At 72.4% G+C, this 25,094-nt stretch carries 17 protein-coding genes; 9 read left to right on the top strand and 8 right to left on the bottom strand.

What is annotated here, in order from left to right:
* Positions 1–117 precede the first annotated feature (117 nt).
* The gene (manD, locus tag AC0NH5_RS39010; protein WP_474412746.1) at positions 118–1,326 is read right to left on the bottom strand and encodes a D-mannonate dehydratase ManD; all 1,209 of its coding nucleotides are present in this window, start codon (positions 1,324–1,326) and stop codon (positions 118–120) included.
* A 167-nt stretch (positions 1,327–1,493) separates the two neighbouring features.
* Between manD and AC0NH5_RS39015 the strand changes: the two genes are divergently transcribed.
* The 4 genes from AC0NH5_RS39015 (at position 1,494) to AC0NH5_RS39030 (ending at position 7,675) form a co-directional block, all read left to right on the top strand.
* Entirely contained in the window at positions 1,494–1,763 is a 270-nt protein-coding gene (locus tag AC0NH5_RS39015; protein ID WP_474412748.1) for a hypothetical protein, read from the top strand.
* A 346-nt stretch (positions 1,764–2,109) separates the two neighbouring features.
* Positions 2,110–4,920, top strand: a complete 2,811-nt coding sequence (gene fxsT / locus AC0NH5_RS39020; protein WP_474412749.1) for an FxSxx-COOH system tetratricopeptide repeat protein — start codon at positions 2,110–2,112, stop codon at positions 4,918–4,920.
* Between the two features lie 218 nt (positions 4,921–5,138).
* Complete coding sequence (locus AC0NH5_RS39025; protein ID WP_474412751.1) at positions 5,139–6,392, top strand: FxsB family cyclophane-forming radical SAM/SPASM peptide maturase; 1,254 nt, start codon at positions 5,139–5,141, stop codon at positions 6,390–6,392.
* On the top strand, positions 6,389–7,675 hold the full coding sequence (locus tag AC0NH5_RS39030; protein WP_474412753.1) for an aKG-HExxH-type peptide beta-hydroxylase: 1,287 nt from the start codon (positions 6,389–6,391) through the stop codon (positions 7,673–7,675). The genes AC0NH5_RS39025 and AC0NH5_RS39030 overlap by 4 nt, the downstream gene beginning before the upstream one ends.
* 42 nt (positions 7,676–7,717) lie before the next feature.
* Here AC0NH5_RS39030 and map read toward each other — a convergent pair whose 3' ends face one another.
* Complete coding sequence (gene map / locus AC0NH5_RS39035; RefSeq protein ID WP_474412755.1) at positions 7,718–8,536, bottom strand: type I methionyl aminopeptidase; 819 nt, start codon at positions 8,534–8,536, stop codon at positions 7,718–7,720.
* A 77-nt stretch (positions 8,537–8,613) separates the two neighbouring features.
* On the opposite strand from map, the gene AC0NH5_RS39040 reads away from it, so the two are divergent.
* Complete coding sequence (locus AC0NH5_RS39040; RefSeq protein ID WP_474412757.1) at positions 8,614–8,880, top strand: helix-turn-helix domain-containing protein; 267 nt, start codon at positions 8,614–8,616, stop codon at positions 8,878–8,880.
* 18 nt (positions 8,881–8,898) lie between these two features.
* Here the strand turns inward: AC0NH5_RS39040 and AC0NH5_RS39045 are convergent, their stop codons facing one another.
* Complete coding sequence (locus AC0NH5_RS39045; protein ID WP_474412759.1) at positions 8,899–9,303, bottom strand: hypothetical protein; 405 nt, start codon at positions 9,301–9,303, stop codon at positions 8,899–8,901.
* Positions 9,304–9,334: 31 nt separating this feature from the next.
* The gene (locus AC0NH5_RS39050; RefSeq protein ID WP_474412761.1) at positions 9,335–10,858 is read right to left on the bottom strand and encodes a GGDEF domain-containing protein; all 1,524 of its coding nucleotides are present in this window, start codon (positions 10,856–10,858) and stop codon (positions 9,335–9,337) included.
* 118 nt (positions 10,859–10,976) lie between these two features.
* On the opposite strand from AC0NH5_RS39050, the gene AC0NH5_RS39055 reads away from it, so the two are divergent.
* A complete protein-coding gene (locus AC0NH5_RS39055) occupies positions 10,977–12,536 on the top strand; it encodes a S8 family serine peptidase (protein ID WP_474412763.1) in 1,560 nt (519 codons plus the stop codon).
* 123 nt (positions 12,537–12,659) lie between these two features.
* On the opposite strand, the gene AC0NH5_RS39060 is transcribed toward AC0NH5_RS39055, so the two are convergent.
* Positions 12,660–13,178: a MarR family winged helix-turn-helix transcriptional regulator gene (locus tag AC0NH5_RS39060; RefSeq protein WP_474412765.1), complete on the bottom strand. Its 519-nt coding sequence runs from the start codon at positions 13,176–13,178 to the stop codon at positions 12,660–12,662.
* 69 nt (positions 13,179–13,247) lie between these two features.
* Between AC0NH5_RS39060 and AC0NH5_RS39065 the strand changes: the two genes are divergently transcribed.
* Positions 13,248–14,534, top strand: coding sequence for an amidohydrolase family protein (locus tag AC0NH5_RS39065; RefSeq protein ID WP_474412767.1), 1,287 nt, complete (start codon positions 13,248–13,250; stop codon positions 14,532–14,534).
* On the opposite strand, the gene katG is transcribed toward AC0NH5_RS39065, so the two are convergent.
* Both katG and AC0NH5_RS39075 read right to left on the bottom strand, forming a co-directional pair.
* On the bottom strand, positions 14,441–16,717 hold the full coding sequence (katG, locus tag AC0NH5_RS39070) for a catalase/peroxidase HPI (RefSeq protein ID WP_474412769.1): 2,277 nt from the start codon (positions 16,715–16,717) through the stop codon (positions 14,441–14,443). The two genes, AC0NH5_RS39065 and katG, sit on opposite strands and share 94 nt — an antisense overlap.
* 145 nt (positions 16,718–16,862) lie before the next feature.
* Complete coding sequence (locus tag AC0NH5_RS39075; RefSeq protein WP_474412771.1) at positions 16,863–18,299, bottom strand: Nramp family divalent metal transporter; 1,437 nt, start codon at positions 18,297–18,299, stop codon at positions 16,863–16,865.
* Positions 18,300–18,403: 104 nt separating this feature from the next.
* Here AC0NH5_RS39075 and AC0NH5_RS39080 point away from each other — a divergent pair, with 104 nt between their 5' ends.
* Entirely contained in the window at positions 18,404–19,411 is a 1,008-nt protein-coding gene (locus tag AC0NH5_RS39080; RefSeq protein WP_474412773.1) for an Ldh family oxidoreductase, read from the top strand.
* 123 nt (positions 19,412–19,534) lie between these two features.
* Positions 19,535–22,141, top strand: coding sequence for an EAL domain-containing protein (locus tag AC0NH5_RS39085; protein WP_474412775.1), 2,607 nt, complete (start codon positions 19,535–19,537; stop codon positions 22,139–22,141).
* A gap of 59 nt (positions 22,142–22,200) precedes the next feature.
* Here the strand turns inward: AC0NH5_RS39085 and AC0NH5_RS39090 are convergent, their stop codons facing one another.
* Entirely contained in the window at positions 22,201–24,987 is a 2,787-nt protein-coding gene (locus AC0NH5_RS39090; protein WP_474412777.1) for a S8 family serine peptidase, read from the bottom strand.
* Positions 24,988–25,094: the final 107 nt, after the last annotated feature.

Here is a 25,094-nt window from a genome sequence, read left to right on the forward strand (position 1 = left end):
CCCCCCCCCCCCCCCCCCCCCCCCCCCCCCCCCCCCCCCCCCCCCCCCCCCCCCCCCCCCCACCCCCTCCCCCCCCCTCCCCCCCCCCCCCCCCCCCCCCCCCCCCCCCCCCGCGCCTCACCAGTCGTGCATGCTGCCGTCCAGCCGGCGGGCGACCGGCAGATATCGGGGCTGATAGGGGAACTTCGCGGCGGCCTCGTCGTCGTACTCGATACCCAGTCCGGGCTCCTCGGACGGGTACAACATCCCGTTCTCCAGCCGCGGGCTGCCGTGGAACACCTCGAACGTCTCCGGCGGATGACCCATGTGCTCCTGGATGCCGAAGTTCGGCACCGCGATGTCGACGTGCACGGCCGCCGCGGTGGTCACCGGCGACAGGTCCGAGGCGCCGTGCGAGCCGGTGCGCACCTGGTAGAGCGCGGCCAGGTCGAAGATCCGGCGCAGGTGCGTGATGCCGCCGGCGTGCACCACAGTGGTTCGTACATAGTCGATCAGTTGTTCGGTGATCAGCTGTTGCACGTCCCAGATCGAGTTGAGCACCTCGCCGGTGGCGATCGGGGTGGTGGTGTGCTGCCGGATCAGGCGGAACGCCTCCTGGTTCTCCGCCGGTGTCGGGTCCTCCATCCAGAACAGCCGCAGCTCCTCGACGCTCCGGCCGAACCGGGCCGCCTCGATCGGGGTGAGCCGGTGGTGCACGTCGTGCAGCAGGTGGATGCCGAAGCCGAACCGCTCACGGACCTTCGCCAGGTAGGCGGGCGCGAAATCCAGGTAGGCCTCGGTGCTCCAGGCCTGCTCGTCCGGCAGCGCGGTGGCCGCGGGCTCGTAGCGCGCGCCTTTGCGCACACCGTAGCTGCCGCTCAGGCCGGGGACGGCGGCCTGCGCGCGGATCGCCGTGAAACCCTCCTGCTGGTACGACGAAACGTCGTCCAGCAGGGCTTCGACGTCACCGCCGCTGGCGTGGCAGTAGACCAGCACGCCGTCGCGGGAGCGGCCGCCGAGCAGCTGATAGACCGGCAGGCCGGCCACCCTGCCCTTGATGTCCCAGAGCGCCACGTCGACCGCCGCGATCGCGGTCATGGTGATCGGCCCGCGCCGCCAGTAGGCGCCCTTGTAGAGGTACTGCCAGGTGTCCTCGATGCGGGCCGGGTCGCGGCCGGCCAGCAGCGGCGCCACATGCTCCTGCAGGTACGCGGCGACCGCCAGCTCACGGCCGTTGAGCGTGGCGTCACCCAGCCCGGTGACCCCGTCCGAGGTGGTGATGCGCAGGGTCACGAAGTTGCGGCCCGGCGACGTCACCAGAACCTCGACGCGTTCGATCGTCGCCACCCGTTCTCCTTCGTGATCGGCTGCGATTGATATGCCTCTCCGGGGTACGATCCGTGATCCGCGCGACGGCGACAACCGAGACCCTATTTGTCCGATTTCGGTCTCGAATGATTACGATCCGGTGCCGTTGCATCATGCGGCGGGTGAAGCGGCTATCGTTTCGCGCGATGGAACACGATGCGGAACCTGCGACGGTCAGCCCGATGGCGCCGGCCCCGGACGAGACGGGCCTGCCCGATCTCGGCTCGGTGCGTGCCGCCGCCCTGTTCCACACCGGCGAGAACGTCTTCGCGCACGCCCTCCGGCGACTCAGCGTCAGCCTCGGCAGTGACGCCAACACACCCCTGTTGGCCGGGTTCGGCAACTTCGCCCCGCAGGAGCCGCAGCCGCACCGGCCCGTACCGCACGGCCAGGGACCGGGTCGCGCGCCAGAGTGAGTACACCATGACCAGGTACGAGCCGGTGTCCACCGCGTTCACCACCCGGTCGTCGGGACGCAGCACGAACCACCACACGGCTATCGCCGCCACCAGGGCGGCGACGTCCGCCACCCGCCACAACCGGTTCGCGAGCTGTCGCCATCGAGACATCTCTCCGTCACCCCAACCCTTCGACGCCCTGTCTCAAGCATCGAAGAGCCGGAAGCGCAAGAGCCGTTACCTGTCGTATTGCGACGCAAACTGACAGCTGTTGATCTGGCCCATGCCTGTGCAATTCTGAGCACTGACGAAAGTTGACGCTTGCTGACGCGTCGCTGTCGCTGGCGCGGGCAGGAGGGTCTCCATGGCGGTGGCGATGCCCGGGCCGGACAGGCTTCCGGACGGGCCGTTGCGCCGCCTGACCCAGGCTGCCCACGACCTCTACAACGAGGCCGGGCGACCGGGCCTGCGCCAGATCAGCACCGAGATCCGCGAGCGGAACGATCTGCCGGACACGGTCAGTCACGAGACCGTCGGGTCGATCCTGCGCGGTGACGGCCTCCCCAAGTGGCAGAAACTGGAGTGCCTCGTCCGGGTGCTCGCACAGCGGGCGGTGTCCCGGCCGAACCCGGACGCCATGGTGCGGCGCTTCCACGCGCTGTGGCTGGAGGCCAGCGACCACGCGGGGCCCAACGGCGCCCGGCGGCCGGTCGCGGAACCACCGGCGACCGTCGTCCGGGAGTCCCGGGCCGCGGCCGTCGAGGCGGCGCCGCCGCCGGTGGCCCTGCTGTCGAACGCCCCGGCGCGCAGCCCGACGTTCGTGGGGCGGGCGGAACTCCTCGAACGCATCCGGAGCGTGCTGGACACGACGCCGCGCCGCCCGTTGGTCCTCCGCGGGATCGGAGGAGTGGGCAAGACCCAGTTGGCCGCGGAGTTCGTGCACCTGCACGCCGAACGTTACGAGCTGATCTGGTGGGTCCCGGCCGCCGAGCTCTCCCAGGCGCGCGCCGCGCTGGCGGCGCTGGCCGAGCGACTGCGTCTCCCGCGCAGCTATGACCTCACCCAGACCGCGCAGCAGACCCTCAATGCGCTGGAGGACAGCCGGCTCCGCTGGCTCCTGGTGTTCGACAACGTCGACGACCCGGCCGCGATCAGCCCCATGCTGCCGAGCGGGGGCGACGTCGTCGCCACCACCCGGGCCCTCGGCTGGCCGAAGACGTGCGACGTCGTGGAGGTCGACGTCTTCCAGCGGCCGGAGAGCGTGGAGCTGCTCTGCCAGCGCGGCAGCGGCATCGTCCCGGCCGAGGCCGACCAGCTCGCCGCGCAACTGGGCGACCTGCCGCTCGCCCTCGAACACGTGGCCTCGGTGCAGTCGGCCACCGGCATGCCCGTGACCGAGTACCTCCGGCTGTACGCCGAGCATCTGAGCGATCTCCTCACGACGCACCCCCGCAAAGACCACCCGACCAGCGTCGCGGCGTTCGTGACCCTGGCCGTGCGGGCCCTGCGGGAGCGGACCCCGGCCGCGGTGCAGCTGTTCGAGCTGTTCGCGTTCCTCGGGTCGGAACCGGTCCCGGTCAGCCTGTTCCGGATCGGCCGGGACGCCGTCATCGAGGCCCCGCTGAGCCGTGCCCTGTTCCAGTTCGACTTCATCGACCGGGTGGTCGGCCAGCTCGCCCTCTACGGCGTGGCCCGCCTGGAGCCCCGGAGCCAGCGGGTCCAGGTGCACCGGCTGATCCGGTCGGTGCTGCGGGAACAGCTCGACCCCGAGCGCGCGACGGAGGTCCGGGCCACCACACATCGCCTCCTGGCGGCCGCGAACCCGGGCCGGCCGGACGACCCGAGCACATGGTCGCTGCACGCGGACATCGGGCCGCACCTGATCGCCAGCGGCGCGGTCCGCTCCGGCGACCCGTCGGTCCGGCGCGCCGTCGTCGATCAGGTGCGCTATCTCGAGCGCCGCGGCGATTACCACGAATCCCTCCGGCTGAGCGAGCTGGCCGTCGCGGCATGGCGCCGGCCTGCGGACGACACCGGTCACGGGCCGGAGGACCACCTCACCTTCCGGGCCGTCCGGGAGATGGCCAACGCGCTGCGCGCCCTCGGGTCGTACGACGACGCCCGCACGGTGACCGAGGACGCGCTGACCCGGTTGCGGGCCAGTCCCGCCTACGGTGAGGATCACCCGCTCACCCTGGACCTGGCCGGAGCCGTCGGCATCTACATGCGGATCACCGGCGCCTACGCGGCGGCCGAGGACAGCGACCGGGACGTGGTGGCACGGCGCGAGCGCATCAACGGCGCGGACGACCCGGGCACCCTGCGGGCCGTCGGTAACCTCGCGGTCAGCCTGCGCATGAACGGGAAGTTCGCCGAGGCGTTCTCCGTCGATCTCCGGGTCCGTGACGCGTTCCGGCGCCAATTCGGTGAGGACGATCCGCGGGTGTTGCTCGCCTCCGCCAACCTGACCAAAGACCTGTACGGGCTCGGGCGTTACCCGGAGTGCCTGGAGCGGATCGAGCGCGTCCTGCCGCGCCAGATCCACCTGCACGGCGCCAACCACGAGAACGTGCTCTGGTCGACCCGGATGCAGGCGATCGGGCTGCGGCTGACCGGACAGCCCCGGGATGCGGTCCGGGTGGCCAGCGCGCACATGCGGGCGGTGGAACGGATCTACGGGCCGGTTCACGAGAGCACGCTGCTCAGCATGATCACCTATGCCAACGCCCTGCGCGCCGACAACGATCTGATCGGTGGCAAGGCCATCGCCGGCGAGGCGCTCGCTCGTCTGCGCAATGCCTTCGGACCGTACAACCCGGTCACCCTGACGGCGGCCACCAACTTCGCGGTGATCCTGCGGGCGATGGGGGATCTCAACGAGGCGTACGGGATCGACCAGCGCACCGTCCGGCAGCTGACCCAGTCGGTGGGTGAGACCCACCCGTACACCTTGATCGCCTCCAACGGGCTGGCCGTCGACATGAGCCTCGCGGAGGAGTACGAGGCGGCGCGCGCACAGTCGCAATCGGTGGCCGAGCGGGCCCGGGAGACGCTCGGCGAACAGCACCCGGTCACCACCGCGTTCGAGGCGAACCTCGCGATCCATCTGGCGGCCGCGGACGGGGTGTTGCCGGCCACCTACGCGGAGATCGACATCGAGCCGCCCGAGTCGTGACAGCCCTGCACATCGAACCGCCCAGGTCGCGACGGGCCGGCACATCGAGCCGCTCTGGTCGCGATGGGCCGGCGCATCGAGCCGCCCTGGTGGTGACGGGGCGGTCTGCGGCCGGATGTGCGGGTCGACCACAATGACAGGGTCAGGAGCCGCTCTCCCGCCCGCCAGAGCCGGCCAGGATCTCGCACTTCGCAGGTCGCTGCGAGGGAGGAACCCGCATGACGGGCCCTGTGCCGCTGACCCTCGCGCCGCGGAGCGCCGGCCCCGCGCATCCGGACTGGCCGCACCGCGATCTCGACATCGAGGCGCTCCGCCGATCCGGCTGGCGGCCCACACCCTTCCAGGAGTTCGTCCTCAAGGTTCATCAGCGATGCAACCTGGCGTGCGACTACTGCTACGTGTACGAATCGCCGGATCAGAGCTGGCGGGAGCGTCCCAAGGTGATGTCACCGGCCGTCCGCGATGCGGCCGCCGGCCGCATCGCGGAGCACGTCCGGCGCCACGACCTCACTGCGGTGAGCGTGGTGCTGCACGGTGGGGAGCCGTTGCTGGCCGGCGTCGACAGCCTGCTCGAGACGGTTGCCGGGCTGCGCGCCAGGATCCCGGACACCTGTGCGCTGTCGGTCGGCATGCAGACCAACGGCGTCGCCCTCACCGAGAAGGCGGTGACCCGCCTCGCCGCGGCCGGGATCGGGATCGGCGTCAGCCTCGACGGTCTGCGGGACAGCCACGACCTGCACCGGCCGGCCCGCAACGGGCGGGGCAGCCACGCGGCGGTCGAACGCGCTCTGCGTCTGCTCGCCGGGCCGCGCTTCCGTGCGTCGTACCGTGGCCTGCTCTGCATCGTCGATCCGGCCGCGCCGCCCGTGGCGACCTATGAGGCGCTTCTCCGCCATGCGCCGCCCGCCATCGACCTCCTGCTGCCGCACGCCAACTGGATGAGCCCTCCGCCGCGGGGCACCGGCACGGCGACGCCGCATGCCGACTGGCTGATCGCGGTGTTCGACCGCTGGTACGGCGCGCCCCGCCGGGAGACCGGCATCCGGCTGTTCGAGGAGATCATCAGCCTCGTCTTCGGTCAGGGCAGCCGCTCCGAGCAGGTCGGCACCAGCCCGGTGGCGGTGGCCGTCATCGAGTCCGACGGTGACATCGAGCTCGTGGACTCCCTGAAGAGCGCCTACGCCGGGGCGTGCGTGACCGGCGCGAACGTCCGCGCTGACGCGCTCGACGCGGTGCTGGCGCATCCGGGCGTGGTGGCGAGGCAGATCGGCATGCGGGCGTTGAGCGACGAGTGCCGGGCGTGCCCGATCAGCCGGATTTGTGGTGGGGGCCACTATGCTCACCGGTACCGCGCGGGGGAAGGATTCCGCAATCCCTCTGTCTACTGCGCCGACATGCAGGTATTGATCGGCCATATCGGCAGGCGCCTGGCCGCCGACCTGGCCGGTCTCTCCCAGGGAGGCATTCGATGACCGAACCGCGCGGCGGCGTGCTCGAGCACCATTCGCTGGCCCCGGCGACGATCGAGGCGCTGGCCGCCGGCTTCGGCGGCACCGGGGCGATCACTGAGCTGTGGCGTGCGCAGGAGAGTCGCCGGCTGCTCATGCTCCGGCTGGCCCACGATCACCTCCGGCCCGTCAACGAGCGTCAGGAAGCGCTGGCCGTGGTGCTCGCGGCGGAGGCGACCGCGCCCGAACTCGTCCGTGGTCTGCTGGCCGACCCGATGGTCGCCCTGTGGGCGGCCCGGGTCGTCCGGCGTGCCCTCCGTGGCGCCGTCGTCTCTCCGGCCGACGAGGCACGCCTGGGCGAGATCGCGGCAGCGGCCGCGGTGCGAGCCGGTGGCGACGCCGAGGTCACCGGTTGGGCCCGCGACGGGTGGGTGAGCCTTCCGACGATCGGCCGGATCCGGACGGATCGGGAGGAGGGGCAGGTCCGGCTGCTGGTGACCGGCGACCGGCTCACCGTGGACGGGGTTCGGCACCCTCTCGACGATCCCGGCTGGCAGCGAACCCGCAGCCTGTCGTGCGGGGACGGGCGGGCCATCCGGATGGAGGACGTCGACCCGCTGCGGGACACCTTCCACGTGCGGGCGGCCGGCCGGCTCGGTCAGCCGGAATTTGACACTTGGCGGCACGCCTGGGACGCGGCCTGGCAGATCCTGACGCGGCATGCGCCGCGACGGGTGGCCGAGCTGTCGGTGGGCCTGCACTCGCTCGTGCCGCTGGAGGAGCCGAAGTCCCGGGCGGCGCACAGCGCCACCGCCCGGGAGGCGATCGGGGTGATCGGCATGGACCTGCCGGATCACGCCGCCGACTTCGCGGTCACGCTGGTGCACGAGTTCCAGCACTCCAAGCTCTCCGGGGTGCTGGACATCGTCGACCTCTACCGTCCGTCGGACCGTCTCTTCTTCGCGCCGTGGCGGACCGACGCCCGGCCGGTCGGCGGGCTCTTCCAGGGCGTCTACGCCTTCATCGGGGTGGCCGACACGTGGCGGGCACTGTCTGCCGAACCTGACGCCTTCCCGCAGGCGGAACGCGAGTTCGCCGAGGCGCGGGCGCTGGTCTCCGACGCGCTGGACACGCTCGCCGGCTGCGGTCTGCTCACCCCGACCGGCGAACGCTTCGTGGCCGGCATGCGGGAAGCGGTCGGCCGGTTGTGGGAGGTCCGGTTGCCGGGATCGGCCGAGGCGGCTGCCGAGCGCCTGCTCACCGAGCGCCGGGCGGCGTGGAAGGTGACGAACGCGGCCGCTCACTGACCTGGATCCGGCGACCGTCGGCGGGCCGGTCGGGGAAGCAGGTCAGGAGGCCGCAGCCGAGTCCCTGGCCGGGTCGGCGGAGCCGGCGCCCGGGGTGGGCCGGCCGGTCAGGACCCGGGGGCCGGCCGGTGTGACGGCCACGGTGTGCTCGGAGTGTGCGGTGCGCGAGCCGTCGGCGGAGCGGATCGTCCAGCCGTCCTCGTCGAACCTGATCTTGTCGGTGGAACGGCAGAACCAGGGCTCGATGGCGATGGTCAGGCCCGGGTCGAGGCGCATGCCGCGGCGGGGGCGGCCGTTGTTGGAGATGTGTGGGTCCTCGTGCATGGTGCGGCCGATGCCGTGGCCGCCGAACTCGGCGTTGACGCCGTAACCGTAGGAGCGGGCCACCTCGCCGATCGCCGCGGAGATGTCGCCGAGGCGGCCGCCGGGCTGGGCCGCGGCGATGCCGGCCCGCAGCGCGACCTCGGTGGCCTCGATCAGTTTCAGGTCGGCCGGGTCGGGCGTGCCGACCACGAGCGAGACGGCGGAGTCGGCGACCCAGCCGTCGATGCCGACCGCCATGTCGATGCTGAGCAGGTCGCCGTCGCGCAGCACGTAGTCGTGCGGCAGGCCGTGCAGGACCGCGTCGTTGACCGACAGGCAGAGAACGTTGCGGAACGGGCCGCGCCCGAACGACGGAGCGTAGTCCCAGTAGCAGGAATCGGCGCCGCGCTCCTTGATCCGGCGGCGGGCGTGGTGCTCGATGTCCATCAGGTTGACGCCGACCGCGGCGACGCCGCTCAGCTCGGCGAGCAGCTCGCCGACGAACTGGCCGGTCACCGCCATCCGGCCGATCTCCTCGGCGGACTTGAGCTCGATCACGACAGCCTCCCTCTCCGTATGCGGTATTTTTATACCACGTCAGATCGAGGGCGGTACGGAAGGGATATCCTGCTCGCATGGTTCGCCAACCGCTCACCGCCGAACAGATCGCCGCCGGCCAGCGACTCGGAGCCGCCCTCCGGTCCGCGCGCGCCGGCCGCAGCCTCGTCGAGGTGGCCCTGGCGGCCGGCATCTCCCCGGAGACGCTGCGCAAGATCGAGACAGGCCGGCTCCCGGCGCCCGCGTTCGGCATCGTGGTCTGCCTCAGCCAGGCCCTCGACGTCCCGCTCAGCGATCTGGCCGACGTCTGGCTGGCCGACATGCCCGTACGCCAGGCTTCGTAAATCTTTCCGTCGGGTGCCTCAGCCCCCGTTGTCGATCCGGATCACGACGGTTCCCGGCGGGAGACCGGCGGGCGGCGTGCCATCGGGGTCCAGGACCAAGCAGTGCGCGGTCCAGGGGAGAAGGCCGCCGACCTCGCGGCAGGCACCCCAGCTGGCTCCGGCCCCCTGTCGCCGAGGCCGGCCGTGGCGCAGCAGGTGGGCGACGAGACGGTCCGCGGTGACGTGGCGGGCGGCGCCATCGGTGGCGGCCACGGCGAACTCCACCCCGCAGTTGCCGCTGCTACCGCCTCCCCCGCATGAGGTGGTGGAGAGCAGCGCCAGGTGCGCAGGCAGGGGCAGCACCTCGTGATCCCGGGCCGCGATGAGGGCGAGGAGAGCCGGTAGGAGAACCAGCGCAAGCCGCCCTCGCGAGGCTGCGGGCATGCCGCATCGTAGGTCCACCGGTCAAAGGCGGTTAGGCGACCACCTGGTTGCGGCCGTTGCGCTTGGCGGCGTAGAGGCGGCGGTCGGCCTCGGCGAGCAGCGCGGCGTGGCCGTTGTGGCTGGACTGGCGGGCGTCGACCGCGCCGAGGCTGATGGTCACCGGGAGGTCACCGGTGATCGGGTGCCAGCGGTGGCCGGCGACGCGCAGGCGGACCGCGTCCAGGGCCCGGGTCGCCTCGGCGGCGCCGACGCCGGGCAGGACCAGGAGGAACTCCTCGCCGCCCAGGCGGGCCACGAAGCCGTCGGGGGCGTGGCGATCCTGTTCGTCGGCGAGAAGTTCGGCGACCGCGATCAGCACCCGGTCGCCGGTGTCGTGGGAGAGCGCGTCGTTGATGCGCTTGAAGTGGTCGATGTCGATCACGGCGAGGGTGACCGGGGCGGCGGCGGCCAGGGCGTGCGGCAGCGTCTCCTCGACGAACCGGCGGTTCCACAGGCCGGTGAGCGGGTCGCGGCGGGCCTGCTCGCGGTACCGTTCGGCGTCGCGGCGCGCCTCGGCGGTCTCGAACAACGCCTGGCGGGCGCGGGCCTTGGCCTCCTGCTGGGTGGAGCGCAGCTGCTCGCTGGCCGCGTGGTACCGCTTGTACTCCTCGAACGCGGCCCGGTGGTCGCCGGCCGCGGCGTGCAGTTCGGCCTGCTCGGCCATCGCGCGTACGCCCACCGCGGTGAGCTGGTGCTCGGCGCAGATCTCGCGGCAGTGCTCGAGGCTGGCCTGCGCGCGGTCCAGGGCGTTCTGGTGCCGTTGCGCCAGCGCGAGGGTCAGCGCGGCCTCCGCGGCGTCGTGTGCCTCGAACCAGGGCGGCGCGTCGTAGACGTCGCGCAGGATCTCCTCGGCCTCGGCGTACCGGCCGGCGCTGATGTGGATGTTCGCGACCGTGTCCCGCTCGATGATCAGCAGGTCACGGCCGATGCTGCGGGCGGTGCGGTACATCCTTTCGACCGCGGCGAGCGCGGTGCCGGCGTTGCCCGCCTCCAGCTCGGTGTACGCGAGGTTGTTCAGCACCAGCAGCTGCCGGGTCAGGTCACCGATCCGCACGGCGATCGTCTCCGCCTGCCGGTACCGCGTGCGTGCCTCGTCGGTGGAGCCGTTCTCGGCGAGCGAGTTGGCCAGCCGGATCAGGTGGATGATCCGCAGCCCGCCGGGCGCCTGCTCGTCGAGCAGTTCCACCGCGTTGAGCGCGTGCTCCAGGCTGGCCGCGTGGTCGCCCAGGTAATGGAAGGTGAGCGCCAGGTGGAAGTGGCTGCGGGCCAGCAGGGGCCGGCAGTCGTGCCGTTCGGCCCAGCGGTGGGTGCTCAGGAAGACCCGGGTCGCGTGGGCGACGTCGCCCTCGCGGCGGCGCATGTCGGCCCGCACGAGCCGGGCCCGGTGCCCGAGCACCACCTCGCCGAGCCGGTCCGCCTCGGCCTCGGCGGCCGTCGCCCGGGCGAGGATCGCCGCCACGTCATGACCCACATGGTTCTCCAGGTCGTCGAGCTCGGCGGCGAGGTCCAGGGTCACGGCCGCACTATCGGCACCGGCCGGCCGAACTGAAGAACCGGGAAAAGTCTCAGACCCGGGTGCGCCCCGCCGATGACTGGCGACCGAACAGCAACCAGCACGCTACGGAGGATGCGCGATGCGGCGTACACGAGAAGCCCTGCGAGTCGCGGCGGCGGCCACCCTGCCGCTCGCCCTGATCGGCGGCAGCGTGCTGGCGGTGCCGGGCGCTGCCTCGGCCGCGCCCCAGCGCGTGCTGCGCGACGGTGGCCTGCCCGCCCCGCAGGGCCGCGCCTGGTCGGGGACCTGGCTGACCGGCGCGACCGGCACGGCGGCCGGGACCAGCCTCAAGGACGTCCGCACGATCATCGGCGCGGACACCGGCACGGCGGCGAGGCTGACCGGCGCCGGGGTCGGCGTCGCGCTGCTGGACACCGGGGTCGCGCCGGTGCCCGGCCTGCCGCCGGCCAAAATAGTCAACGGTCCGGACCTGTCCTTCGAGTCGCAGGCGGACAACCTGCGGTACCTGGACTCGTACGGGCACGGCACGCACATGGCCGGCATCATCGTCGGCAACGACACCGACTCCGGCGCCCGGGGTCTCGCTCCGGACGCGCGGCTGACCTCGGTGAAGCTGGGTACGGCCAACGGCGCCGTCGACGTCTCGCAGGTGATCGCCGGCATCGACTGGGTGGTCGAGCACCGCGACGACGACCCGGCCAACCCGATCCGGGTGCTCAACCTGTCGTACGGCAGCGGCGGCAACCCGTCCGCGGCGACCGACCCGCTGCAGTTCGCCGTCGAACGCGCCTGGAAGGCGGGGATCGTGGTGGTCGCCGCGGCCGGCAACGACGGCAACGCCGCGGGCATGCTGACCAACCCGGCCACCGACCCGTTCGTCATCTCGGTCGGGGCGTCCGCCACCAGGGGCACGGTCGCCACCGGCGACGACGATCTGGCCGCGTTCACCAACAGCGGCACGGCCGGCAAGCCGATCGACGTGCTGGCGCCGGGCGAGTCGATCCTGTCGCTGCGCGACCCGGGGTCGAGCGTCGACGACGCGTACCCGGCGGCGCGCAGCGGCAGCACCCTGTTCCGCGGCAGCGGCACCTCGCAGGCCGCCGCGGTCACCTCGGCCGCCGTCGCCCTGCTCCTGCAGGCCCGGCCGTCGCTCACCCCGGACCAGGTCAAGGACGTGCTCAAGCGGGGCACCGCGCTGACCGCCGGCAAGGCCGGGTCGCTGCGGCTGCGGCAGGTCAACGTGACCACCGCGCTGGGCCTGACCCCGTCCGGGACCAGCACACAGAACCACCCGCTGTCCACCGGCGGCGGCCAGCTCGAGGCCGCCCGCGGCGAAAGCCGCGTGGTCAGCAACAGCGTCCCGCTGTCCGGGGAGTTCACCGTGTTCGGCCCGTTCCACAGCGCGAACTGGGCGGCCATGTCGGCGATCGGGCAGTCCTGGTCCGGCGGCACCTGGATGGGTACGCCGATCGCCGGGTCCGGCTGGAACGGCACCTCGTTCGCCTCCCGGACGTGGGGGTCGGCGGTGTGGCCGGCGGTGCCGTGGGCCGGCGGCCGGGCGTGGACCGACCCGAGCTGGAGCGGGCGCGCGTGGAGCGGCCGGGCCTGGTCGGCGGACGCGTGGACCGGCGCGCGGTACAGCTCGACCGAGGACTGGAGCACCGCCCTCTGGGGCTGACCCCCGGTGTGTGAAGTTCGGGTGCGCTCCGCGCCCGAACTTCACACGCAGGTTGTGGCCCGGCGCCGAACGCGGTGCCGGGCCGTCCGTGTGTGAAGTCGGGGCGCGGAGCGCACCGCACCTTCACACTCGGGGGCGCTCCGAGGTGGGGGTGTCGCCGAGGGAGATCAGCAGGGTGCGCAGGGCGTCGATGGCGGCCCGCACCGTCTCCGGTGGCACGTCGCGCAGCCGGGCGGCCTGCGCGGCACCGGCCGCACGGACCGCGGTCTCGGCGCGTTCGGCACCGGCGGGGGAGAGCCGCACCCAGGAGCTGCGGGCGTCGGCCGGGTCGGGGTCGCGTTCGGTCAGGCCGGCGCCGGCCAGGCGGCGCAGGGCGTTGCTGGTGCCGCCCGAGGTCAGCGCGAGACGCTGGGCGAGCACCGACGGACGCAGACGGTACGGCCGGCCGGCGGCCCGCAGCACGGCGAGGATCTCGTACTCCGCGCGGGTCAGGCCGAGCCGGGCCAGCTCGGCCTCCACCGGCGCGTTCAGCAGGCCGGCGAGCCGGGCGGCCCGTTTGCTGATCTCCAGCTCCGCGCCCAGCACGCCGGGCAGCTCGGCGCTCCAGGCACCGGCTATCTCGTCGACCACGTCCCTGACCACGTTCCGCATCCTACTTGTGCTCTTGAAAGCTTTCCGGATAGCTTTTCGAAAAGCTTTCTAGGAGGGTAAATGGATCTGCGGATCAGCGGGGGTCACCTGGTCTCGGGGGAACGCGCCGACGTGCTGGTCGACGACGGGGTGATCGTCGACGTCGGCGACCACCCCGCCGCCGAGGCCGAGGAGGTCATCGATGCGACCGGACTCGTCGTGGCACCCGGCTTCGTCGACGGGCACCGGCACGTCTGGCAGGCGCCGCTGCGCGGCCTGGGGGCGGACATGACGCTGCCGGACTATCTGGACGAGGTGCTCGGCCGCATCCTCCCGGCGTTCCGGCCGGACGACGCGTACCGGGCGACACTGCTCGGGGCGGCCGAGGCCCTGGACGCGGGCATCACCACGGTCGTCGACTTCTGCAACGTCACCCGGACACCGGAGCACACCGACGCGGTGCTGGCGGCGTACCGGACGGCGGGGATCAGGGCGGTGGTCGCGCACGGCAACCCGGACGACGAGCGGGACGTCCGGCGGATGGCCGGTCTGCGCGGGCGGGTCACCGGGGCGCTCGCGATCCTCGGCACGGAGCACGGGCCGTGGGACGCGGCGATGCGGCACCTGGCGCTGGCGCGGGAGCTCGGCATGGTCGTCTCGATGCACGCGTCCGGTCACCCGGGGTCGCCGCTGTGGCGGATGGAGCTCGGGCCGCACCTGCACCTGGTGCACCTGAACCAGATCACCGGGGAGGGGGCACGCCGGCTGGTGGACGCCGGTGTGGGCGTGACCGTGACACCGGTGGTGGAGGGCACCATGGGGCACGGCGCGTCGGCGTACAACCGGTTGGCGCAGGCCGGCGGCCGGGCGGGGCTCGGGACGGACGTCGCGGTGAACGCGGGACCCGACCTGTTCGAGCCGATGCGGGACGTGCTCCGGTCGTACCGCCTGGGTGTGGAGAAGACGCACCCGGCCGGCGGCATGCTCGCCGCCGTGACCACCGACTCGGCCGCCGCCGTCGGCCTGGGTGACCGGGTCGGCGAGGTGGCGGTGGGCAGGCGTGCCGACCTCGTGCTGCTGAGCGGGCTCAGCCACCTGGTCGGCACCGGCGGCCTGGCCGGTGCGGTGGTCACCACGCTGGGACCGGCCGACGTGCACACGGTGCTGGTGGACGGCCGGGTGGTCAAGCGCGACGGGCGACTGACCGGCCCGGGCCTGCCGCAACTGCGGACGAGCCCCGGCCGGTGGCCGGGGCTCGTCGTGGGAACGGCGGATCAGGCCAGGTCGAAGCGGTCCAGCTCCATGACCTTGGTCCAGGCCGCGACGAAGTCGGCGACGAACTTCTCGCGGGCGTCCGAGCCGGCGTAGACCTCGGCGAGAGCCCGCAGCTGCGAGTTCGAGCCGAAGATCAGGTCGACCGCGGTGGCGGTCCACCTGACCTGGTCGGTGGCGAGGTCACGGATCTCGTAGACGTTCTCCTCCGATTCCGACGCCTTCCACCGGGTGCCCGGGGAGAGCAGGTTGACGAAGAAGTCGTTGGTGAGCGCGCCCGGCTTGTCGGTGAGCACGCCGTGGCGCGACCCGCCGAAGTTGGCGCCGAGCGAGCGCAGACCGCCGACCAGCGCGGTCATCTCCGGAGCGGAGAGGCTCAGCATGTACGCCCGGTCGACGAGCAACACCTCGGGCTGGGTCTTCTCGCCGGGGCGCAGGTAGTTGCGGAACCCGTCGGCGCGCGGCTCCATGAACCGGAACGACTCGACGTCGGTCTGCTCCTGGGAGGCGTCGGTGCGGCCCGGGCGGAACGGCACGGTCACCGGGAAGCCGGCGTCGCTCGCCGCCTTCTCCACGGCGGCCGAGCCGGCCAGCACGATCAGGTCGGCCAGCGAGATCTTGGCGCCGCCGGCCGCGTTGAACTCCTGCTGGATGCCCTCGAGGGTGGTCAGCACCGTGGCGAGCTGCTCCGGCTCGTTGACCTCCCAGTTGCGCTGCGGCTCCAGACGGATCCGGGCGCCGTTGGCCCCGCCGCGCTTGTCGGTGGAGCGGAAGCTGGCCGCCGACGCCCACGCGGTGGAGATCAGCTGGGCGGTGCTCAGGCCGGAGTCGAGAACCTTCGCCTTGAGGGCGGCGACGTCGGCCTCGCCCACCAGCTCGTGGTCGACGGCCGGCACCGGGTCCTGCCACAGCTGCGGCTCGGCGACCCACGGGCCGAGGAAACGGCTGACCGGGCCCATGTCACGGTGCAGCAGCTTGTACCACGCCTTGGCGAAGGCCAGCGCGAACTCGTCCGGGTTCTCCAGGAAGCGGCGCGAGATCTTCTCGTACGCCGGGTCGACGCGCAGCGACAGGTCGGTCGTGAGCATCGTCGGCCGGTGCTTCTTGTTCGGGTCGAACGCGTCCGGGATGATCTCGTCGGTGGTCTTGGCGACCCACTGCTTCGCGCCGGCCGGGCTGGTGGTGAGCTCCCACTCGTACCCGAAGAGGATCTCGAAGAAGCGGTTGCTCCACTGGGTCGGCTTGTCGGTCCAGGTGACCTCGAGGCCGCTGGTGATGGTGTCGGCGCCCTTGCCGGTGCCGTGCGTGCTCAGCCAGCCGAGACCCTGGTTCTCGATCGGCGCGCCCTCCGGCTCCGGGCCGACGTGGTTGTCGGCCGGGGCGGCGCCGTGCGTCTTGCCGAACGTGTGGCCGCCCGCGATGAGCGCCACGGTCTCCTCGTCGTTCATCGCCATCCGGGCGAAGGTCTCCCGGATGAAGTGCGCCGCGGCGAGCGGGTCGGCGTTGCCGCGCGGGCCCTCCGGGTTGACGTAGATGAGACCCATCTCGGTCGCGCCGACGCCCTCGGCCATCGAGCTGTCGGTGGCGTAGCGCTCGTCACCCAGCCAGGTGTCCTCCGGGCCCCAGAAGATCTCCTCGGGCTCCCAGACGTCCTGGCGGCCGAAGCCGAAGCCGAAGGTCTTGAAGCCCATCGACTCCATGGCCACGTTGCCGGCCAGCACCAGCAGGTCGGCCCACGAGATCTTCTGGCCGTACTTCGCCTTGACCGGCCAGAGCAGGCGGCGGGCCTTGTCCAGGTTGGCGTTGTCCGGCCAGCTGTTCAGCGGGGCGAAACGCTGCCCGCCGTCGCCGGCGCCGCCACGGCCGTCCTGGATCCGGTAGGTACCGGCGGCGTGCCAGCTCATCCGGATCATCAGGCCGCCGTAGTGACCGAAGTCGGCCGGCCACCAGTCCTGCGAGGTGGTGAGCACCTCGGTGATGTCGCGCTTGAGGGCTTCGACGTCGAGCTTGGCGAACTCCGCGGCGTAGCTGAAGTCCGGGCCCAGCGGGTTGCCCTTGGACGAGTGCGCGTGCAGCACCGACAGGTCGAGCTGGTTGGGCCACCAGTCGCGGTTGGTGTGCGGGCGGCCGCCGGTCTTCGGGGTCGGCGAGTCGATCGCCGGGTTCTCGCTCTCGCTGCCGTGCGCGGTCACGGAGTCGTGCGCGACCGGGCAGCCCGCGGCCGCCTTCTGGTCCACGCCCTGCGCGCTGACCGGCGCGTTGTCCTGGGTGTCGCTCATCTGGATTCCTTCCGAACTGGCGGGATCACGAAGACCTTAGCCCACCTGTTCTGGAATAGTTCAAAATCTGGACGGCCGCAACCCGGTGCGGCCCAGGTCTCGACCCGCTCGGGTCGCTCGACCTGGGCCGCCGGGCGTGCGGGTGTCACCCGAAGAGATCACCGATCCGGTCCTGGATGGTGAGCACGGAGAGCACGCCGAACAGTATGAAGGACCAGATGAGGGCGGCGAGCCGCACACCGCGGATCCGGATCGGCGCGGGCAGGATCCGCCGGTTGATCAGAATCAGCAGGGCCGAGTAGATGAACATCATGAAACCGCCCACCACGGCGGAGATGACCAGCAGCACGATCGGCTGACTGAAACCGGCGAGCAGAACACCGATGCCGATCGCGACCAGGCCCCAGACCAGCACGGCGTAGACCTTGCTCTCGTTGGCCTCCCGCTTGTAGGAGGTCTTGATCACATCGGCGGCCAGCCGGCTGGTGTAGTCGACGATGCCGAGCGCCGCGGCGAACAGCGAGAACGCCCCGATCGCCCAGAACAGGTACTGGAACCAGGTGCCCACCCGGTCGGCCAGGACCTGCCCCTCGACCTGGAGGAAGCTGATGCTGTTCTCCACGCCCTGGCTGCCGAACACGGTCGAGTACGCGAGCAGCGAGGTGAACAGGATCGTCACGAACGTGATCAGCACGAACGTGGTGAGCTGCTCGAGGTTGGCGAACTTCCACCAGCCCCGCCAGCGCCGCATGTTGTCCTCGGTGGGCTCGAAGACGTACCCGGTGCTGGGCGCCGCCTCCGGCTGGCCGGTGATCGGGCTGACCAGCCGCGGCACGTACTTGCCCATCCCGTAGCCCTTGTCCCGGATCCAGTTCGACTGCACCAGGTTCTGCCCGCCGCCCGCGCCGGCGAACGCGAGCGCACCGAGCAGCAGCGCGAAGCCCAGCTCCTCGGCCGGGATCCGTGCCTCGGTGACCACCTGCGGCAGGTCGCTCCAGGCCGACGCGCCGATCGCGAAGATCGCCGCGATCACGAAGAACGTCAGCACCGCCGCGACCTTCAGCATCTGCGCCTTCTCCAGGGCCACGTAGACCACGGGCGCCAGGGTCAGGATCAACCCGATGACGATCAGCATGCCGACGGCGATCACCGTGCGGTTACCGCCGAAGATGTACGTGACAAGCGTCGCCGAGCTGGTGGCCCACCCGGGCCACAGGTTGGCGAAGTACGTCAGGAGCGCGAAGAACAGTCCCCAGTGCCGCCAGTACCGGCTGAACCCGGTGAGCGCGGTCTCCCCGGTGGCCAGCGTGTACCGCTCGATCTCCATGTTGAGGAAGTACTGGGTGACCAGGCCGATCAGCGCGGCCCACACGAAGACCAGGCCGACCTGCGAGGCGATGTAGGGGAACAGCACGAATTCGCCGGAGGCCAGGCCGACGCCGGCGGCGATGATGCCCGGGCCGATCAGCCGCCAGTAACCTCGCGGCTCGTCGGGCATGTCCCGGATCTGCGGGACAGGGGAGTGGCGGGTGGGGAAGGCGGCTGCCACCCCCGTCTTCTCGGTGTGGTCGGCAGTCGCCACGGCAGCTCCTCGATCGGTGTGTCCATGGTCACATCGATGCCGATGCCCCGAAAGAGATGCCCGTCAAACGTTTATCGCAAGCGTTCGATGGCTAAGGACGTGACGTGGAGCACATCGACGCGCCGGCCCTGACCACCGTGGCGGAGCAGATCCTGGCGCGGGCCGGTGCTCCGCCCGCAGCGGCACAGGCCGTCGCGGCCTCGCTGGTCGACTCCGACCTCGTCGGGCACGACTCGCACGGCGTCCGCCGCCTGGTCGCCTACACCGACTGGATCCGGTCGGGCCGGCTCGACCCGGCCGTGGAACCGGTGGTGGAGCCGCGCGCCTCGGCGGCCGCCACGGTGGACTGCCGCTTCGGGTTCGGCCAGCTCGCCGCCCGGCTGGCCGTCACCGAGGCCCGCCGGCTGGCCCGCGAGCACGGCGCCGGGGTCGTCGCGATACGGCACTGCAACCACGTCGGCCGGCTCGGCGAGTACGTCGAGGCGCTCGCCGGCGACGACACGGTGGGACTCGCGTTCGGCAACGCCGACCCCAGCGTCGCGCCGTTCGGCGGGCACGAGCGGCGGCTCGGTACCAACCCGCTGGCCTGGGCCGCGCCCCGGGCGTACGGCAAGGCGCCGGTCGTCGCCGACTTCGCCACCGCCGGCATCGCCGAGGGCAAGGTCGCGCTCGCCGCGGCCGCCGGCGAGCAGATCCCCGAAGGCCTGGTGGTCGGCCCGGACGGAGAGCAGACCACCGACCCCGCCGCCTTCTACCGCGGCGGCGCGCTGCTGCCCTTCGGCGCTCACAAGGGGTACGGGATCAGCGTCCTCATCGAGATCGTCGGCGGCCTGCTGACCGGCACCGGCATCTCCAGCCTCCCGGGGTACGACGACACCTTCGGCACCGTGCTGATGGCCGTGGACATCGCGACGTTCCGCCCGGCCGACGAGTTCCGCCGGCAGACCGAGGACTTCTGCGCGCTGCTCAACGACACCGCCGGCCGGGTGCTGGTGCCCGGCGAGATCGAGGCGCGGACCCGTGCGGAGCGGCTGCGCGACGGGATCCCGCTGGCCGAGAACACCCGGCAGGAGCTCGGCCGGCTGCCGGGTGGGTCGTTCTTCTCGTCGTAGCCGTAACCGTGGCCGGGGCGGCTCGTTTACCAGTTACCTCGACGACCCCCTCGCAGTCCGGGACTACACATGGCAGGCGGATCCCCTCTCCGCCCGGCCGGATGGCTCCGCAGCCGGCCGGCGATGCATGCCGTGCCCATGGTGGCCACGGTCGTGCTGATCACCGCGTTGGCCCTGCTTCCGGTGGGCAGCGTGGCCGGGCTGCTCACCGCCTGCTCGGCGGTGACCGCCGTGCTGATGGCGCGGGCCGCCCTCACCGGCCGGGCCGCCGGGCCGCGCCTGCGTGCCCTCGCCCTGGCCGGCGGCCTCGGGCTCACCGCGCTGGCCGGCGCCGGCAGCGGTGTCGCCGCCCTGGTGGCACCCGGCGTGCTGGTCGGCGGTGTGCCGTTGCCCGCCGAGATCCCGCTGGTCGGCCTCTTCCTGACGGCCGTGCTGTATCTGCCGGCCATCCTGCGCCCGGCACAGCGCCGGGACGTGCTGAGCCGGCTGCGGTTCGGGCTCGACGTGCTGGGCGTGACCGCCGGGCTGATCTATCCGGTCTGGCTGCTGCTGTTCAGCGGCGGCGACCGGCGTGGCGCGGCGATCACCGCGCTGATCTTCGGAGCGGGCGCGGCCGCCACGGTCGCCGTCACCGGCGTGCACGCGATCCGGCACCGGGCCGCGCTCCAGTGGTGCGGTCCGGCCGCGGCCCTCTCCCTGATCGGTACCACGGCGCTGGTCATCGGCCTGGACCACCCGTGGGTGCCGAACGCGGCGATCGCCGCCGTGGTGGCCGGCGCCGCGATCAACGTCGCCGGCGCCCTGCTGTGGTACGGGTCGGTGCGGATCTCACCGGATGTGGGGTCGATGCCGCCTCCCGGCAGCGAGCCGTCGGCCAGCTTCCCGCTGCTGGCCCTGCTGATCCTCGGCTCGGCGCTGGTCACCGTGTACCACTTGATCAACGGCGGCGGCGTCGACGCGACCTCGGTGATGACCGGAACCGTCGCGGTATCGGCGGTGGCGGCCCGCGAGTGGGTGTCGGCGATCGCCCTGCGCCGGCAGGCGGGCCACCTCACCGACCAGGGCAACCGGCTGCGCAGCCTGATGTTCGGTTCGGCGGACGTCGCCATGGTGCTGGACGCCAACCTCGCGGTCCGCTGGCAGTCCGCGGCGGCGGCCCGCCAGTTCGGGCTCGCCGACGCCGACGTGCTCGGCCGGACGGTGTCGGCGCTGGTGCACCCCGACCAGGTGGACGTGGTCCACGCGCACCTGCTGCGGCGGATGGTGGAGCCCGACGCCGGCGCTCTCCCGGTCCGGCTGCGCGACGGCTTCGGCCGGTGGCGGGAGACCGAGTGGACCACCAACGGCGCCGACCCGGCCGAGCCGGGGCACACCCTGGTCGTGCACATCCGTGACGTCACGAACGTGCGGGACCTGGAACTGGCTTTGCGCGAGGCCGGCCACCTCGACCCGCAGACCGGGCTGGCCAACCGGGCCGGGCTGCTGCGGGCGGCGGAGCTGACCCCGGACGCCGGCGCGATGATCGTGATCGAGTTGGGCGGGCTCACGGCGGTGGGCGACGTGCACGGCCGGGGTCTGGCCGAGGTGGTGCTCGTGGAGGCCGCGCGCCGGCTGCGGTCCCGGGTCGCCGCCGCCGACGTCCCGGCCCGGCTGAGCGACACCCGGCTGGCGGTGCTCACCGGATGCGGGGCGGTCCGCGCCCACCTGCTCGCCGGGCAGCTGGTCAACTCCCTCTCCGCGCCGTACACAGTGGCCGGCGCGGTCGCCCACCTCTCGGCCTGGGCCGGTCTGGCCGACGTCACCGACACGGACGGCGACGAGGAGGTGCTGCGGCGGGCCGCGCTGGCGCTGCGGTCGGTGCGGGCCGGGCCGCCGGGCGCGGTCGAATGGTACGAGACGGAGATGGAGGCCCGCCTGCTGCGCCGGTCCACCCTGGAACAGGACCTGCCGGGGGCGCTGGACCGCGGCGAGCTCCACCTGGCCTACCAGGTGATCGCCGAGTTGCCCGGCGGCCGTCCGGTGGGTGTCGAGGTGCTGCCGTCGTGGCGGCACGCCTCGCTCGGGGCGGTGCCGGCCGCCGAGATGCTGTCGATGGCCGAGGAACTGGGCCTGCTCGCCGAGATCGGCCACTGGGTGCTGCACCGGTCGTGCCGGCTGCTGGCCGAGTGGCGGCGGCTGCACGAGGACCTCTGGCTCGCGGTCGACGTCCGCCCGCGCGAACTGGTCGACCCGGCCTTCCAGGCGAGCCTGCACACCGCGCTGGAGGACAACGCCCTGCCGTACGCGGCGCTGGTCGTCGAGATCGCCGAGCAGCACCTGACGGGCGGCCCGGACGACGTGCGCCGGCCGCCGGTCACGGACGTCGCGGGCCAGCTGGGCCGGCTGCGGGCGCAGGGCGTGCGTACCGCCGTCGACAACTTCGGCACCGGCCCCACCTCGCTGAGCCGGCTGCGGATCCTCCCGATCGACCTGCTGAAGATCGACCGGGAGGTGTTCGGGCAGCCGGGCGGGGCGGTCCGGCAGGCCGGTGCAGTCATGGACGTGGCCGTGACGCTCGGACAGCGTCTCGGCATGGAGGTCGTCGCCCACGGCCTGCAGACCGCGACCGATCTGGACATCGCGCTGGCAGCCGGGTGCCGCCTGGGCCAGGGCGACCTGCTGGGCGCGCCGATGCCGGCCGAGCACCTGGAGGCCCTGCTGGAACGGCACCACGACGCCCACCGGCACTGAGGCCCGCCCCGGTGTTGCGGGGTCGGGCCTCAGGTCGTACCAGCGGTGGAAGAAGGTGCTCAGGCGGGCTCGTAGCCGGTCAGGTGCAGCGAGAACGCGCGGATCGTGCCGGTGTCGATGCCGACCGCGTCGGTGACCCGGAACGACCAGACACCGTCAGCCGGGGAGAGCCGCAGCCCGGACAACGGCTGGTTCGGCTTCCACGTGCCGGTGAACGGCGCACCGGTGGACAGCACCGACGAGAACGGCGTCTCGGCGGCGTCGTCGAACACCACCTGGCACAGGTTGTTCCCGCCACCGCCGCTGCGCGAGAACAGCGTCGCGCTCCGGCCGTCCGGCGCGGTCAGCGTGCCGACCAGGTCACCGACGAACGTGTGGTCGATCCCCACGGTCGGTGACGCGGTCGTCGTGCTGCACGCCGTGCCGTCGATCGAGAAGGTGAGCGACGACGCGTACCCGACGCCACTGACCTCCAGCGGCACGACGGCGCCCGCCGGGTTGTTGTCCGGGATCGGTACCGGCGCCCCGGTGTACGCGAAGTCCCGCACTGTCGCCGACGGCTGCCCGGTCGGCACCCGCACGGTGCTGGTGGTCGGCGACAGGTACCCGGCGAACGTGATCCGGACCCGCAGCGTCACCGGCCGGCCGAGCGGATAATCGGCTGCCAGTTTCAGCGTGTAGTTCCGCGACTTCGACGCCCCGGCGGCGATGGTGCCGTACGAGGCGGCCCGCGGCGTGATCGTGGCCCGCGCGTCGTCCGACTCCACCACCACGTTGACGCCGGTGGCCGTGCCGTCGCCGACGTTGACCGCGGGCAGCGCCACTGTGGCCTGCTCGCCCGGCTCCAGGTAGGTGTCACCGTCGCCGGTGGTCGGGGTGACCGCCGGCTCGCCGGCCTCGACCAGGGGCTGCGGGGTGGCACCGGTGTTGCGGAGCACCAGATCCGCGCGAATCACGCCGTGACCGGTGCGGTTGTCGTACCCCGCGGGTGCCAGGTCCAGAGCGGTGCCGGTCAGTGCGGCCCTGATCTCGTCGTTGGTCATGCCCGGATTGCCGGAGAGTGCCAGCCCGGCGATCGCGGCGGCGTGCGGCGCCGCCGCCGAGGTGCCGAAGAACGGTGCGAAACCGGCGACCGTGGTGTTCACCCCGTCCGCGGCGGTGATCTCCGGCTTGATCCGCAGGGCCCCGCCGGTCGCGGTGAAGTTGCCCGGCGTGATCGCGGTGCCGTCGGCGTCGAAGAAGACGCGGCGCGGCCCGTCCGAGGTGAACCGCTCCGGCTTGGACTGCCGGGTGTGCACGTTCGGGTACGGCCCGGCCGGGTTCGGCGGGTCGCCGGCCTCCAGGTCGAACGGCAGCGGGTCCTTCGCCGGGGTGGCGGCCACCGCGAACGCCTGCTCGGCGGCGTTGTGCCCGCGCAGCACGCCCGGGGTGGAGAACCCCTTCAGCCCGTCGGCCTGGTCGACGAAGCGGCCGCCGAACACGCTGACCTGGAAATACCGCGCCTCGCCGGCGAACTTCACGACGGCGAGCCGCTGGTTCGCCCCGGTCGCGGTGGCGAGGATCTCGAACGGGTCGTCGTCGCCGTTCTGCACGTCCTGCGAGAACGTCGACACGTTGCCGGCGGCGTCGAGCACGTAGAGGTCGTAGTCGTTCGCCGAGGCGGCCAGCGGGTCGGCCCACCACAGCGTGGTCACGCTCTGCGCGCTGTTCGGCGAGAGCGGGTTGAACTCCTGCACGCCGGCGCCCGGGTCGAAGTCGTGCGCGACACCGGCGAACTTGCCGACGCCCCGCCCCGAGTCGGTGAAGTCGCCCTCCCAGTTGCCGGAGGTGCCGTCCAGCTTGTTGCCCTGGTTGCCGGCGGAGCTGAAGTAGAACGCGCCGTCGGCGGTGACCGCGTTGACCGCCTGCGCCGGCAGACCGTCCTGGAACGGGCTCTCGTGGTAATACACGACGTCGTCGACGATGATGTCGCAGCCACCGGTGAAGCGCAGCGCCCGGATGTTCTCCGCGAAGCTCGCCTCGCTGATGAACGCGGTCGCGAAGCCGAGCTTCGCGTTCGGGATCAGGTCGTGGATGATCTCCAGCATCGCGGTGCCCTCGTCGCCCGAGCCGGCCTGGCCGGGCAGCACGTCGACGTCGGCGGGCAGATCGCCGGTGGCCTGCGACTCGGCGAGCGAGTCGACACCGTCGGAGAGGGCACAGATCTTCACGCCCACACCGGTCACCCGATAGCGCGTGCGGGCGGTGTCGGCGGCGTGGGTGCGGTCACCCTCGGAAACCACCGAGCCGGCGGCCGCGGCGACCCGCGGGGCGGCCTGCGCGGCCCGGACGGCGGTTTCGATCCGGGCGGCCTTCGCGTCCTTCGGCTCCTCGGCCGGCCGGGCCTTCGGGTCGGTCTGCCGCCCGCTGGTCAGGCCGTGTTTCAGGCTGACGCCGGTGACGTCGGCCCAGGCGGCGATCGCCGGCACCGCGGTCAGCGGCGCCTCGACGAGGACGCTGCCGGTCTTCGCCGACGGGAAACGGATCCCGGCGCCCACCCGGGTGAGCCGGGCGAGCAGGTCGTCGTCGACGCTGCGGGCCTGGATCTCGACCTCGACCGTGCCGGAGCTGGAGACCTCGACCCCACTGCCGGCCTTGGGCAGGGCGTTGCGGGCGACCTTGCCGGCGCGCTTGCGCAGCTCGACGGCGAGGCGGCTGTCAAGCTTGCGTTCGGCCGGGGTCAGGGATTTCTTGAGCTGCTGCAGTGCGGCGATCTGTGCCCACGCCCGATCGGCGGGATCATCCGGCGCCTGCGCGACGGCCCCGGGCGCTGCCACACCCACGGTCAGGATCGCGGCTGCTGCCATGGTCGCGGCACGTCTGCTGAATACGTTCAATGCCCAGTCCCCCCACTGACATCCATCGATTCGATATCTGTGGATGCTATGGCACGGATGTTTCCGATCGGCTCGGT

The sequence above is a fragment of the Actinoplanes sp. 13 genome, assembly GCF_056134165.1.

Excerpts from the sequence above, each read along its gene's own strand:
- AC0NH5_RS39015 (WP_474412748.1), top strand. The coding sequence starts at position 1,494 with ATGGAACACGATGCGGAACCTGCGACGGTCAGCCCGATGGCGCCGGCC.
- fxsT (WP_474412749.1), top strand. The coding sequence starts at position 2,110 with ATGGCGGTGGCGATGCCCGGGCCGGACAGGCTTCCGGACGGGCCGTTG.
- AC0NH5_RS39025 (WP_474412751.1), top strand. The coding sequence starts at position 5,139 with ATGACGGGCCCTGTGCCGCTGACCCTCGCGCCGCGGAGCGCCGGCCCC.
- AC0NH5_RS39030 (WP_474412753.1), top strand. The coding sequence starts at position 6,389 with ATGACCGAACCGCGCGGCGGCGTGCTCGAGCACCATTCGCTGGCCCCG.
- AC0NH5_RS39040 (WP_474412757.1), top strand. The coding sequence starts at position 8,614 with ATGGTTCGCCAACCGCTCACCGCCGAACAGATCGCCGCCGGCCAGCGA.
- AC0NH5_RS39045 (WP_474412759.1), bottom strand. The coding sequence starts at position 9,303 with ATGCCCGCAGCCTCGCGAGGGCGGCTTGCGCTGGTTCTCCTACCGGCT.
- AC0NH5_RS39055 (WP_474412763.1), top strand. The coding sequence starts at position 10,977 with ATGCGGCGTACACGAGAAGCCCTGCGAGTCGCGGCGGCGGCCACCCTG.
- AC0NH5_RS39065 (WP_474412767.1), top strand. The coding sequence starts at position 13,248 with ATGGATCTGCGGATCAGCGGGGGTCACCTGGTCTCGGGGGAACGCGCC.
- katG (WP_474412769.1), bottom strand. The coding sequence starts at position 16,717 with ATGAGCGACACCCAGGACAACGCGCCGGTCAGCGCGCAGGGCGTGGAC.
- AC0NH5_RS39085 (WP_474412775.1), top strand. The coding sequence starts at position 19,535 with ATGCATGCCGTGCCCATGGTGGCCACGGTCGTGCTGATCACCGCGTTG.
- AC0NH5_RS39090 (WP_474412777.1), bottom strand. The coding sequence starts at position 24,987 with ATGGCAGCAGCCGCGATCCTGACCGTGGGTGTGGCAGCGCCCGGGGCC.